The following is a 12,807-nucleotide window of genomic DNA, read 5'->3' as shown; positions in this document are numbered from 1 at the left end:
ATTTCACAACAACTTTGACGACAGGGTGAGTGGAGATTGGATAAAGAGTTGATGGGTTTTGCGACACTGAATCAACCCATGTGAGTCACGCGTTTTGATGGATCAAAGTCTCAGTACGCTGCAATGCCAGGGATCACTTCACCCCGAAAGGTCTAAGTGGAGACTCCCCCACAAGCTCACGCGCGAGTCGGGCATGCGAATCCTCAATTGCTTGCTTGATCAAGGCGGGTTGAAAATTTCGTATGCCGTGTGAGCGCAGATGGTCCAAGAAGTACAACTTTGCCGTGCTTGGATCCTTGTTGTCTGCCGCAGCTTTTCTCAGCAGCGTCGAAAGCGAGATTTCACCTGCTTGGATGCTTCCCATCAAGACCTCAAGCTCTTCGATCGAGAGTATGAAGATGTGGTTGTGAGGAAGAAGTCGTTCGGCATTTTCGTTGGGATAGGCTAGTCGTCCTGGTGGATAGAGGCTAGCTAGCAATCCTCCGTAGCCGAAGTGGAGTTGGCGGCTTGTGACCACCAGCAGGAAGTTTTCCTTGAGCTCGGCGTTGTGAAAAGGGTTGGTGACGTGAGAGAGTGCGTCACTGACTTTCCATCCCTGCAAGATCGCATCGCGCACACGTTTTGATTTGCGCATAACCGTCTCTGGGTCGTCCGTCACGATCATCGGTTCAGCGAACAGCGCCATCTTTGCTTCGAACAGGACGTTGCAACCGTTGAGCTGTACAAGAACCTCTACTTTTGGCGCGTTTCCTCCAAGTGCGCGTTCATAGTCAGTTTCGAGGACGGCATTGGGTATCGCTGCAGATGCAAGTTCGATGACATAGCTCTCGAAAATCCTACTGAAGGGACGGGTGTAGTCTTCCCCGTGTTCCGATAGACGAAGATGAACTGCATCTTCAAGCCCTCGAGCAAGCACGAGTGGATGCCAGCAAGTCAGTTCGCCAGACTTGAGGCGAACAAGCGGATAGCGCTTCAGATATGGAAACTCAGCGAGCTCGACGCGCCCTTGTACCTCTTGAGCGATCGGCTTCTGTAGCTCTCCGCGCAGCGCGGCTAGATCTCTCGTAAAAAGGTCCAGAAAGGTTCTCACTGCGCGTCCATATGCAGGGCGCAACGGTGCGAAGAATCGATCAGGGATGGTCATGCGCCCCTGAAGGTTCGCGGCGAAAAGTGCCATCGACAGATCTATATAGGTATGCGGGTCCATCCCCATCGTTTCTCGGAATCGCTGCCACAACGCGTCGTTGGCAGGGCGTCGCGAAATCAAAGCAGCCCACCGAAGAAAAGCCCATCCTGGTTCGCGCTGAAATTCCGTCTGTTGTTGCAGCAACCTCCGCAACATTGCGTGTAGGTTTCCGTGCGCGCTTGGATCTTCAAGCGCAGAGGGAAGGTCCCATACCTCTTGGCGAAGGCGATTGAAGATGAGCAGAGGGATACGAGGCCCTATGTTGATGAAGGTTTGCCGATCCTGAAGAGCCCATTTCGCAAGAAGCAGTGATATCCAAGGCGCCGCCATCAGATTTTTCACGGGAGAACCATGGTCGACCCATAGTTCTTGGAGCGCAGCGTTTGCAACCGACCGGGCGGAGTACTTGCGCAACTCATTTCGGATCCGTTGTATGGCATCGTCAATGTGAATCCGCAGTGCAGCCCTGGGCTCGCTAAAAGTCTTGGCTGCGATTGAGGGGCAATCTTCATGCTGTGACATGGAAACGAAGTTTCGCATCGAGTTCTCTGAAGCGGTAAGAGGCGCTATATGGTCTTATGCAGCGCCCGCCGGTACTGCACCGCCTCGGCCACGTGCGCGGTCTCGATGACCGCCGCTCCCGCGAGATCGGCGATGGTGCGCGCCACCTTGAGCGCGCGGTGCGTGCTGCGTGCCGACCAGCCAAGCCGGGCGGCGGCCGTGTGCATGAAGCGGCGCGCCTCGTCGCCGAGCGACGCATGGCGATCGATGTCGGCGCTCTGCAGCGCCTTGTTGGGCCGGCCCTGGCGTTCGATCGCGCGTTCGCGCGCGGCGGCTGCGCGCGCGGATGGCGGCCGTGGTCTCGCCCGCGGGCGCATCGAGCAGTTGCTGCGCCGACACCGCGGGCACTTCGATGTGCAGGTCGATGCGATCCAGGAGCGGGCCGCTGAGCTTGCGCTGGTAGCGCGCCACCTGGTCGGGCGTGCAGCGGCAGGCTTTCGAACTGGCGCCCAGAAAACCGCAAGTGCAGGGATTCATTGCGGCAATGAGCTGGAAGCGCGCCGGAAAATCCGCCCGCCGCGCGGCCCGCGCAATGGTGATGGTGCCGGTCTCGAGCGGCTCGCGCAGCGCCTCGAGCGCGGCGCGCGAGAACTCGGGGAATTCGTCGAGGAACAGCACGCCGTGGTGCGCCATCGAGATCTCGCCGGGCCGCGGCGGCGAGCCGCTGGTCAGTAACGCGCTATTTGAGAAAATTACCCCGCTATTTGAGAATCTGGAGGGCGAGCCTTGCCGCTCGTCGGTCGTCCAGATACGGAGTGGCCCAAGACGGCAGCGGATGAGACAGAGGGCGTGTTCACGTAGGCCTGCGGCTGACTAGTACAAATGGCCGCAACGGTGCCGTAGAATTTACTTAGGGCACCTCCGTCACCCTGCTGGCCGACCGCGCAAATGCGTAGGCGAAGACTGCTTCAGGTCAACGGCGTATTCATTGCTTACCACCCCTCTGAGGTCTGGTAAGTTGGCCGCCTGTACCTCGCAGATGAGGAGATGGATATGCACAATGCCGACGATTCTCGGCAGTTTCCCTCGGGCCGCTCGGTTCGCAATGCTCGTAGAGATGCCAAACGACTTGCGCGTTCAACAGGCATCTCGGTATCGGCCGCCCAGGATCAAATCGCAAGAGACAACGGATGCCCACAGGGTTGGGGTCGTGCCATGCAGACCCTTCTCAAGCGGGGGGCAACGCTTGTTGCGCAGAACAAGGGAGATCCCCGCATGTCTGCGAGCGACGTTCAAGCCATCCTGCAGCGTGAACCTTGGCTGACGCGTTTTGGCCATGGCCCCTCGGACAGTTCTGTTCGGGAGTACGGCAGCTACGCCGCAGCGCTCGCGGCGGGCCGACGCGACCTGCTGGATCACCTGGATGAGTGCAACAAGGCGCTGCGATTCTTGTTGCATGTCGAAAAGCGCAAGTCCGTCAATCCACGCCTCGCCAGCAGCTATGGCCTGAAGCATGTCGCGGAGCACTACCTTCGCCAGGTGGATGTCGACCGCCCCGAAGACCACTACGTCTCGAACGGCGCGTTCATCTGCGCGGCCTTGCACGCTGGGTTCTCCATGAAGGCTTCCGCCGAAGATGGACCGAACGTAAGGTTCAACATGAGCTCGTGTTCTCCCGTGTTCGCATGGCGCCGCATCGAGCGACGATCGACCTTTGGGGATCCCAGGCTCGCCGCGCGCAAGGCACGCCTTGCCCAACTCGTGGGCGTCCGGTTGCCGTGACCGCTGAGCTGCGATGCTGATCTGAACTACGGATCACGTTCGTGAGATCGAAGTCGCTCGACAACGCGATGCGGGCGGATCTGCTTGCCATCCGTTGTCGGCGCTTCGCTCCATGCCACTGCGAGCGAGCGCAGAGGCATGCTTTGCCAACACCCACTTTGAGTGGAGCTAGAAAAATCCGCGCTTCGTGAGCATGCCCAACGCGATCATTCCAAGGAACGTCCAGCCTGCGCATGAAGGAAGAAGATTCCTCCACACGACCCGCACACGAGTCAAGGGATGCTTCTTTTCTCGCCATAGCTTGAACACGCGATCGTATGGCTTCAGTTTGATGTAAGCAGCAAAGAGGACTACGAGCAGAGAGACAAAAGCCCAAAGCTTTGGTGCATCCGAGCTCAAAGACAGCGCGCCGAGGGAGAAAGATAGTGTTCCGAAAATTTGGTTGGCAAGGCGCGTTCTGGCGAAAAACAAGGAGAACTCGATCGATCGGACGTTACTCATGGTGATGCTTTAGAAGTGGCTACATTGAAAATCGAAGTGCTGCGCTCTGGAACCCTCTCCGCTTGGCGATGATGCAAGGAGCGACTCAGGGGGCTCCGAGTCGCCGTTCCTCATGCCAGCCGCCGGGTGGCATCGAAACTTCAGCCTTGCAGGGAGCAGCGTCGAATCTCTGCTACGGGGCGATTTCAAACAGGTCGGTCAGATGGTGCGTTCGACGTATCGATCATCTTGTCGAAGTGGAAATTCATCGTCTCGTGCTCGCGACGTACCACGCCGAATCCGCTCATATCGATCGTTTTTGATCCACTGGGACCATAGGTATCCTCATGCTCCTTGAGGCCACCGAGATGAGGAAAGAGGGCCATCTCGAACTTCCCAGCCTCGATAATTGCCCGATCCTCCTTGTGCATCGGCAAGATGATCTGGAGAACCAGGTTCGAGAACTGTAGAACGAAGATCATGAATGGAAATTCCGGGTACTGCGCGCGCCTGCGCAACAAGCAATACTGGAAGCGATCATTCGGCAAGGGACCTGGCAAGAATTGGGTGTAGATATTCAAGGGGCGATAGGGGTAGCTCTCGAAGGTATGGCTCTCCTGCAGGATCCACTTCTTCAGGTGCTCGCAAGCAAGAGCCTCCTCTTGCGGCATCACTGCCAGCGCCATCTTCACCAGGCACTTGAAGACCCCCATCGGCACATAGGGCTGTCGTTCCAGCTTCAAGGTGACAGTATTGGACTCCATGTCCAATACATGACGCGGATCGTCCTTTGCCAGACGAATCTTCAGATTCTTGGCATCCTGAGCTTCCACGCGGAAAGCTTTGTCGCTCGACTGGAATGTCGGGATGCCTTTACCGTTGACCCGGCCGAGTGACCGCATCGGGAGCGTCCACTTGCCGAAGTCGTCTTCAACCCATTTCGAGAAGTGCTTGTTGCAACGGTCGCACTCGTTCAGGTCAATCAGAGCCTTATTGCCAATTTGCTCTGGAAAGGCATGAGCTTTCGTGCTGAACGTGACATCCGGACTGGTGTCGCCACAGTATCTGCACCGACGCTGCGCGTCTTGCCCAAGGTAGGTCGTGCTCGATTCAGGGCCGAAATCAGAATAGGCGATGGTTTCGTAGCGCTCCTCAAACCAATCGGAGCGTTCGCGATGCGCTTCGGTAAGTTCGAGCTCCGGCACTGATCGCTGAATTTGCACGGCCCCGGACATTGGATAGATCGACAGATAGTTTTCCAGGTCGGCCACGGTACGCGGCACGAACACCGTGTATGTGGCTTCAGCGATGCAATGGGCGCCCCCAAGCTTTTCGGGGCTGAGGGCGAGCGCCAAGACTGGCATCGACGGCAGGCTTGTGGAACGGCCTTCGCTCAGGAGGAAGAACGAAATCCCTTCAATCTCCAATACACCCTCTCGCTCGAGAACCTCCAGGGCTTCATCTGTGAAGATGCCGGCTAGCAAGACTCGCAGTTCATCAAGATCAGAGATGGCCAGACCCAGGCCCGGTGCTCCTTGATGTTGTACAAGGGTTCTGCCGGTGATAAATCCCAGGAAGCGCACGTTATCAGCCAGATCCATCGGTGGCGTATGAATTCGCACTGGTTCGGCTGGTTGTGCATCGGTGTTTGGAGTTGTCATGGAATCCTTCGCTAGTGAGTGAGATGGAAGTCGGATGATTCTCGTTGGCGCGGTGCCCTCGAACTGTTCTGCGAGTTACGAAATGATGATGCCTATTGTGGGAAAGGAGTATGGGCACTGCGAGCACGCGCGGCGACAGCAATAACTCACAAAATCCACTTCTCTTCGCGGTCCCAGTCCGCACGGATTACTGAGTCAGAAATGCCCTCGGAGTGCTTTTGTCGTCCTTCGATGAGGTCGCTTTCCATCGGCCTCCCGGCCGCCATTGCCATCCATGCGGCGCAGCTGGTGCACTACAGTGCACTGGACTTACCTTCGCCAAACAGATGTTCAACTTTCTCGTCACAGCGACTGATGGAGCCTGGGAGCGTCCGGGCTACGAGTACGAACGCAGCCGGTTTCTCGAATTCACGCGCGAAGACATCGCGGCCAGCTTTCGTGAGCTGAAGGCAGCGCAGATCGCGGCGCTGTTGAAGCTACCTTGTCTCTTTGCCTATGAGGGTACGAGCAAGTCGCTGAGGATCGGCCGCTTGAAAAGAGTCGAGCTTCGCAGAGAGCGCTTGCCAGGAATTTTGTGTGCGAGGCATAAGATGACCAACAGGAGTATGTATGCCAAGCAAGAAGAAGTCGATGCCGCAGTTGCCGACGATCCCGCAAGAACTCACTGATTGATGTCATCGGCCCGATGAGCGCCGAGGCGGTGCACGCCGCCTCGTTGGCCTTCAAGAAGGCTCTGATCGAGCGCGCGCTGGGCGCCGAGATGTCCCATCACCTGGGCTATTCACCCGAGGCAGCCAAGCCCGAGGAAGCGGGTAACCACCGCAATGGTCGCAGCGCCGAGACCGTGCTGACCGAGGACGGCCCCCTGCGCATCGAAGTGCCGCGCGACCGAGCTGGCTCCTTCGAGCCGATCCTCATCCCGAGCACGAGCGGCGCTTCACCGGCTTTGACGACAAGATCATCGCCATGTACGCGCGCGGCATGGCGGTGCGCGAGATCCAGGCCTTTTTGGCCGAGCAGTACGCCACCGAGATGTCTCCGGAGCATTCCAAGGTAGGTGAAGGGCGCGTTGCATTTCAGTGATGGCCGGAGGCCGCCCCCAGGCATGCGCATCAAGTCCCCCCAGATCATGGGGCAGAGCGAGGGACTCGGCGGGCGAGGTACTTGCACAACGCGCCGCTCAATCCGACCATCAGTTCGGCCTCTTCGAATTGGGGCGGCTGACCTTCCTGCAAGTGACGGCCGAAGTTGGAAGTGAAGCCCCATGCCTTGGAGACCACATCGTCGATGGGCTTGGGAAAGAGGCCGGGATTGCGTTTAACCAATTCACCCAACGTGTCCTTGCTGGAGCACACGTCGCGGGCGACGCACTCAAGGGCTGCCAATGCGTGCTGGATTGCGCCAGTGATCTCTGGGTCAGGACGGCGAGACAGGTCTTGCAGCGCCTCATGCAATTCGCTGGCAGCCGTGTGCCTGCTTTGCTGCTGCAACTGTGCAACACCTTGCCGGACGTTGACCTCGAACATCTCAGGCCCGCGAACCTCAAGCTGAGCATCAATAAGTTGCCACCCTACGCCCATGCGACGGAAGCAGCGATTCAATTCGTCCTCTAAAGAGAGCTCCGAGTAACAGGGGCTCTGCAAAAGAAGTTCCACCATGTCATAGACCTCGAACCATTCGAGCTCTTCGAACAGTTTGTGGACCTCTCTATCCACGTTTGGACCGGACCAGTTATTCGGGTCTGGAGCCTTGTACATGAGAGCGCAAAGCTTTTTGCGCAGGTCATTGGGCTTGAATCCGCATTGGTAGGCAACGCGAATGATCGCTTCACGCAACTCTTGCGGCGCCTCATGACGGATCGTGATCTCGGAGTCCGGACGCCCGTAGCCGTGGCGCGATGAAAAGCGATCCATTCGATCTCCTTGTGCACTGTGATTTGGCGTGTTAGGCAAGGAATCTGCTTCAAGCGCCCTCGTATAGGGCATGCCATGCGATCGCAAAACCTTCGGCACTGGCTCACAAACAGCCTTGCGAACGACTATCTGAGGAATCACACGCTACCTTCATAATCTGCATCGCACAGCGCCGTAAATCAAGGGAGCATTACACCGTGTCGCCGTATGGGCGACACGTGAAGATGACTCCGTCGCTGGCTTGATTGCCGTGTTAGGGGTAGCTGAGTCAGGTGGTATGAACCGGACCACTGCATGTCTTGTAGAGCCGCCGCCTGTGGTCGGGCAGTACAAGCACTTTCTCTCGCTGAGTCTTGAGGAAAAACTGCTGACGGAGGCGAGAACAAGCGGTAGCGCGTGATCTCTCCCGATTTGTGAGCACATCGGCCGACCACAGATCGCGAAACCTGCGGTGCGCCCACTGCGAGAGGCGTTCCTCCTAAAGTGAGCCAACATTTTGTTGGCGAGCCGTCGGCATCCATCATCTCTTCGTCTGCGTCCTAGGCCATGACCAAGGCTGGCTCACGCCGCGTACTTGAGCGCTGCGGCACAGTTGAATGCTCCATTCGAAGGCCGCGGCTCATTGCCCGAAACAACGGCCCATCGCTTGCGACGTTCGCGAAGAACTGTGGTGGATGAAATCCGCTCGAGGCATCACGCAGCTCGCTCAGTGGTATTGGCGTGGCGAGTCTGCAGGGTTCCTTGAGACTCAGCGCAAACGCCGCGGGCAATCCCGAGAAGTACTCGAAGAACTCGCGGCGCTGAAGGCCGGAGACTGACCCGAAGCGATTCCAGAGCGTGCTTGGTGCAAGCGTGTGAACGCCGGCGACTTTGGCGCATCCGATGACGCTGCCAACCGGCACCTTCACATAGAACCAGACCGTCGCACCGATTGCGACATGCATGGGGCGACGACGCAGTTCAACCGTCTTTGTGCCGTCAAGAATGTTTTCCGCGTGTCGCTCTTCGAGGGAGATCAGGACGTTCTGCGGATTGTTCATGTTGAAGTCCTTCAAGGAGAATTTTTCTGATTTGCTCAGAAGTAAGACGACGACTTGTGAGCAACTGCGTTGCCTGGCCGCAACCGAATCGTTTGAGGCTTTCTAGCGGGACCGGGTGTGGCAACTTCATCAGGTTATCGAAAGCAACTACAACTTTCGTCTCGGATTTTCCGATTGCAGCCAAGTCGCTTGGTTCCAGGGCGGACCGCTCCAGATCTGCGCTATCAACAGCATCCACTGGGCGCAGGTATGCGTTCGTCACTCTTGCAACTGCAACGACTGCCATTAGCCCTGTCCCGCTGCCCGACGATTCGTAGAAGAACATCAGGCTGCCTCGCTGGAACACTTTGAGCGTTCTTGGGTCACTCAGGTAGTGGCGCTGCTGGTAGAGCAACGCCTTGCCATGTGGGAGCAGTTGTAGCTGATCGAGATGATTGAGTAGGTGTTCGGAATAGCCTCGCTGGATCGGTACAAGTACGCCTGGTCTGCCGGGCATGCAAATCAGCATTGGGGAAAGCAAGGTCTCTAGTGCGAAGGCGGTCACCTGTGCGCGCTGACCATCCGGGCGCTGCAGCTCGATGTATTGGTCAACTCCCCGAAAGAGGGGCATCGTTTGTGGGAGAGTGATTCCGCTCACACTCAATAGTTTCGTGCGCAGTTCGATCCAGTTCTCTGGAATGACAGCGCTGTTCAACGAGATCTTGTTCAATTCTCGAGCCTCGTCAGTGCCCGTGAATCCCACTTCCGACGCGACTTCTTTCACTGAAGCCTGTTGTGGAGCAAGGTGCAAGCGAATTCGCTGGATTCGTTCTCCCGCTTGATTCATCAGATGGACGATCATCAGGCGTGTGGCATCTTGGGCACATGCCGCGCTTTCGTCGACCGCGATGAAGGCATCACATGTGCTGTCCCTGAGGCCGCTAGGCCACATGAGATAGCCAACAATGCGCGTCGCGTCCAGTACGACGAAGCGATGGCACGCTTTGCTGCGCCCATCAGTCGCAGCCCAATGACGCGATTGATCTCCCACCGAGATGCCCAAGCCGGTGAGAAGGGCCCGAACCTCCTCCTCCTGACCAGACGCAAGTTCCTCCAGGTCCAGCGTGGCCCGAGTGCTGGCAGTGATGGCGCCGATCCCGGTGTCCAGATCCTCAAGGATCTTGAAGGACTCAGGAGACAGAACGTCAATGCTGTAGCGGGCACGCAGCATTGCTGCGGCCGCAAGGATCGAACCGTCACTCGTGACCAGTCCCGCAAGATTGTGGTGAACAGCCGTCGCAAGGTGTCGCAGGTCCGAGTGGTCGTTCTTTGTCAGTGTTCCTGCGGCATATCTCTCAGGGAAGACGATGGGACCGATCTCCTTGGTGAACTGCTCTAACTCTTCCTCTGAGGGCACTGCAAACTTTGGGAAGATCTGAGCAATGCTTTGCATCGGATCAGTTTTTCCTTTCAATGCTGAACGCGCTAGCTCGGCATCGAACTCCGTGCTCAGTGCCAAGTGACAAACACCCAGACGCTCGAGTGCGAACAGGTCTACGACGTCTTCATGCCGCGCTCGACGCGGTCCGAGATCGAACAAGACGTTCAGATCCAACAGATAGAGCTTTGTCGCAGTCTTGGACTGGTCCTCTAGGCCCAAGAGATCCTGCTGCTTAAGTCCGCTAGGCGCAAAGAGTTGCGGTGTTGGTAGCTCGTGACTACGCAAGATGATGACTCTGCCATGGGACCTTCCACCTGGAGCGGTTCCGTGGGCATAGAAGCCCTGGGCCTGCCAGAACTCCTGCGATTGAAGCAGGTCTTCGGCAACCCGAGCGCCGATGGAGATGTAGTTCAGTCCCGTCAGGTGACTCTTGAGGAAATCCAGTTGCTTCTTTGCAATCCCTTGCCGGCGATAGCTTGGAGACACGTGGATCTGAACGACATGTCCGCGGGGGAACTTGGTGGTGAACCACAGGTGCCCGGCATAACTGACCTGATCACCTTCATGCGCAATCGCGACGATCAGCTTCTCGCTGCTTGCGGCTTCTTCATACACACTGCGCGCGTACCACCCCAGCGCTGACCGATGGCTCTCAGCTGCATCGACAACTTGTTTCACGTGCGGAATCACGTCCTGGCGCTTGAGAAGTAGCTCTACGGTGAGCTTCGTTGTTCCCATGCAGTTTCCCCTCCACCTGTGTCTGGCAATGGGGGCGACTGTATCGAATTTGTTACGCGCGTCGTCGGCTACGAAATGACTTCTCGGCGAGAGGAGACGTCGCCCGCGTATGAGCGAGAGAGCAGCTTCGCACTCTGGCATTGGTATCGGTCTGCTTCGCGGCGGTGTTTTTTGCAGTGCACATGCTCGCGGACTCGTGCCAGACACGAGACCATGTGCCTTTAACAGTGGCTTGTCGATGACGAGGAAGAGAAACATGAACTGTATATTTATACAGTATCAAAAGGGTGGTCGCCACATGCGCTTTTGGGGCTTTTATGCAGAGAGCACGAAAGGAGTTCATGCGGTAAATTGGCCGAGTGTGACCATTCACTTGCAAGTCCTGGGTTTCTCAAATAGCTAGAAATTCTCAGATAGCTGGGAGTTTTCTCAAATAGCGGGATATGGACCAGCTTACGTGCGCGATGAAGCGCCGATTCGTGGGTTTCGACCGCGCTTACAAGAGGTATGCGCCGCACTTCAAGCGATTCGCCCGGCGCTACAGGCTCTTCTGCAGCGCCCGCCGGTACTGCACCGCCTCCGCCACATGCGCCGTCTCGATGACCGGTGCCCCCGCGAGGTCGGCGATGGTGCGCGCCACCTTGAGCGCGCGGTGCGTGCTGCGCGCCGACCAGCCGAGCCGGGCGGCGGCCGTGTGCATGAAGCGGCGCGCCTCGTCGCCCAGCGCCGCATGGCGGTCGATGTCGGCGCCCTGCAGCGCCTGGTTGGGCCGGCCCTGGCGTTCGATCGCGCGTTCGCGTGCGGCGACCACGCGCGCGCGGATGGCGGCGGTGGTCTCGCCCGCGGGCGCGTCGAGCAGCTGCGGCGCCGAGATCGCGGGCACTTCGATGTGCAGGTCGATGCGATCCAGGAGCGGGCCGCTGAGCTTGCGCTGGTAGCGCGCCACCTGGTCGGGCGTGCAGCGGCAGGTTTTCGTGGGGGCGCCCAAAAAGCCGCAGGGGCACGGATTCATCGCAGCCACGAGTTGAAAGCGCGCGGGGAACTCGGCCCGCCGCGCGGCCCGCGCGATGGTGATGGTGCCGGTCTCGAGCGGCTCGCGCAGCGCTTCGAGCGCGGCGCGCGAGAACTCGGGGAACTCGTCGAGGAACAGCACGCCGTGGTGCGCCATCGAGATCTCGCCGGGCCGCGGCGGCGAACCGCCACCGACCAGCGCCACCGCGCTCGAGGTGTGGTGCGGCGACGCGGTCGGCCGGTGCATCCAGCGCTCGGTCGAGAAGCGCCCGCCCAGGCTCGCGATGGCCGCGCTCTCGAGCGCCTCGTCGATGCGCATCGGCGGCAGCAGGCCGGCGAAGCGCTGGCCCAGCATCGACTTGCCCGAGCCCGGCTCGCCCATCATCAGGAGGCTGTGGCCGCCGGCCGCGGCGATCTCGAGCGCGCGCTTGGCGCCGGCATGGCCCTTCACGTCGGCCATGTCGGCATAGGCGGGGGCATCGGCTTGCGCGGACGCATGGGCGCGCGACCAGCCCTCGTCGTCCGCCTCCAGGCCCGCCTGCGCATCGGCCGGCAGGAAGCGCCGCACCACGTCGAGCAGGTGCCTGGCGCCGTAGACCTCGCCGCCGGGCACCAGCGCGGCCTCGTCGGCGCTGGTCGCGGGCAGCACCAGCCGGGTGGCGATGCCGCGCGTGTGCAGCGCGAGCGCCATCGCGAGCGCGCCGCGCACCGGCCGCAGTTCGCCCGACAGCGAGAGCTCGCCCGCGAACTCGTGCCCCGCGAGCCGCGCGCCCTCGATCTGGCCGCTGGCCGCGAGGATGCCCAGCGCCATCGGCAGGTCGAAGCGGCCCGAATCCTTGGGCAGGTCGGCCGGCGCCAGGTTCACGGTGATGCGCTTGTTGTGCGGGAACTCCAGCCCGGCGTTCTGGATGGCCGAGCGCACGCGCTCGCGCGCCTCCTTGACCTCGGTCTCGGCCAGCCCGACCAGCGTGAAGCTCGGCAGGCCGTTGGCCAGATGCACCTCGACCGTGACACTGGCCGCTTCCAGCCCGAGCAAGGCGCGGCTTTGCACCAAAGACAGACTCATCCTTCACTC

General features: G+C 59.3%; 9 protein-coding genes and 2 pseudogenes. 3 read left to right on the top strand and 8 right to left on the bottom strand.

Going from position 1 to position 12,807, the window contains the following annotated elements; translation table 11 throughout:
- Positions 1–133: 133 nt before the first annotated feature.
- Entirely contained in the window at positions 134–1,528 is a 1,395-nt protein-coding gene (locus tag ACEN9J_RS19565; protein WP_413761827.1) for a hypothetical protein, read from the bottom strand.
- A gap of 224 nt (positions 1,529–1,752) precedes the next feature.
- Positions 1,753–2,425: pseudogene (locus ACEN9J_RS19560) on the bottom strand (ATP-binding protein); the annotation flags it as partial.
- Between the two features lie 537 nt (positions 2,426–2,962).
- On the opposite strand from ACEN9J_RS19560, the gene ACEN9J_RS19555 reads away from it, so the two are divergent.
- The gene (locus tag ACEN9J_RS19555) at positions 2,963–3,469 is read left to right on the top strand and encodes a hypothetical protein (protein ID WP_413761826.1); all 507 of its coding nucleotides are present in this window, start codon (positions 2,963–2,965) and stop codon (positions 3,467–3,469) included.
- 168 nt (positions 3,470–3,637) lie between these two features.
- Here ACEN9J_RS19555 and ACEN9J_RS19550 read toward each other — a convergent pair whose 3' ends face one another.
- Positions 3,638–3,970: a hypothetical protein gene (locus ACEN9J_RS19550; RefSeq protein WP_413761825.1), complete on the bottom strand. Its 333-nt coding sequence runs from the start codon at positions 3,968–3,970 to the stop codon at positions 3,638–3,640.
- Positions 3,971–4,155: 185 nt separating this feature from the next.
- Positions 4,156–5,610: an HNH endonuclease gene (locus tag ACEN9J_RS19545; RefSeq protein ID WP_413761824.1), complete on the bottom strand. Its 1,455-nt coding sequence runs from the start codon at positions 5,608–5,610 to the stop codon at positions 4,156–4,158.
- A 326-nt stretch (positions 5,611–5,936) separates the two neighbouring features.
- Between ACEN9J_RS19545 and ACEN9J_RS19540 the strand changes: the two genes are divergently transcribed.
- Entirely contained in the window at positions 5,937–6,278 is a 342-nt protein-coding gene (locus ACEN9J_RS19540; protein WP_413761823.1) for a hypothetical protein, read from the top strand.
- A 17-nt stretch (positions 6,279–6,295) separates the two neighbouring features.
- Positions 6,296–6,693 (top strand): annotated as a pseudogene (locus ACEN9J_RS19535) (transposase).
- Between the two features lie 44 nt (positions 6,694–6,737).
- Here the strand turns inward: ACEN9J_RS19535 and ACEN9J_RS19530 are convergent.
- From ACEN9J_RS19530 to ACEN9J_RS19515, 4 genes are all read right to left on the bottom strand, one after another.
- Positions 6,738–7,523, bottom strand: coding sequence for an AbiJ-NTD4 domain-containing protein (locus tag ACEN9J_RS19530; protein ID WP_413761822.1), 786 nt, complete (start codon positions 7,521–7,523; stop codon positions 6,738–6,740).
- A 539-nt stretch (positions 7,524–8,062) separates the two neighbouring features.
- Entirely contained in the window at positions 8,063–8,563 is a 501-nt protein-coding gene (locus ACEN9J_RS19525) for a hypothetical protein (protein WP_413761821.1), read from the bottom strand.
- A complete protein-coding gene (locus ACEN9J_RS19520; protein ID WP_413761820.1) occupies positions 8,502–10,721 on the bottom strand; it encodes a GNAT family N-acetyltransferase in 2,220 nt (739 codons plus the stop codon). Before ACEN9J_RS19520 ends, ACEN9J_RS19525 begins: the two co-directional genes overlap by 62 nt.
- Before the next feature lie 538 nt (positions 10,722–11,259).
- The gene (locus ACEN9J_RS19515; protein WP_413761819.1) at positions 11,260–12,798 is read right to left on the bottom strand and encodes a YifB family Mg chelatase-like AAA ATPase; all 1,539 of its coding nucleotides are present in this window, start codon (positions 12,796–12,798) and stop codon (positions 11,260–11,262) included.
- Between the last annotated feature and the right edge of the window lie 9 nt (positions 12,799–12,807).

The sequence above is a fragment of the Variovorax sp. Varisp41 genome (assembly GCF_047325085.1).
Lineage (GTDB): Bacteria > Pseudomonadota > Gammaproteobacteria > Burkholderiales > Burkholderiaceae_C > Variovorax.
The sequence above is the reverse complement of the archived record's forward strand: the minus strand, read 5'-3'. Positions and strand labels throughout refer to the sequence as shown.

What these genes read in the sequence shown, in the direction of transcription:
- ACEN9J_RS19555 (WP_413761826.1), top strand. Translation starts at nt 2,963, where the DNA reads ATGTCTGCGAGCGACGTTCAAGCCATCCTGCAGCGTGAACCTTGGCTG.
- ACEN9J_RS19550 (WP_413761825.1), bottom strand. Translation starts at nt 3,970, where the DNA reads ATGAGTAACGTCCGATCGATCGAGTTCTCCTTGTTTTTCGCCAGAACG.
- ACEN9J_RS19545 (WP_413761824.1), bottom strand. Translation starts at nt 5,610, where the DNA reads ATGACAACTCCAAACACCGATGCACAACCAGCCGAACCAGTGCGAATT.
- ACEN9J_RS19540 (WP_413761823.1), top strand. Translation starts at nt 5,937, where the DNA reads ATGTTCAACTTTCTCGTCACAGCGACTGATGGAGCCTGGGAGCGTCCG.
- ACEN9J_RS19530 (WP_413761822.1), bottom strand. Translation starts at nt 7,523, where the DNA reads ATGGATCGCTTTTCATCGCGCCACGGCTACGGGCGTCCGGACTCCGAG.
- ACEN9J_RS19525 (WP_413761821.1), bottom strand. Translation starts at nt 8,563, where the DNA reads ATGAACAATCCGCAGAACGTCCTGATCTCCCTCGAAGAGCGACACGCG.
- ACEN9J_RS19520 (WP_413761820.1), bottom strand. Translation starts at nt 10,721, where the DNA reads ATGGGAACAACGAAGCTCACCGTAGAGCTACTTCTCAAGCGCCAGGAC.
- ACEN9J_RS19515 (WP_413761819.1), bottom strand. Translation starts at nt 12,798, where the DNA reads ATGAGTCTGTCTTTGGTGCAAAGCCGCGCCTTGCTCGGGCTGGAAGCG.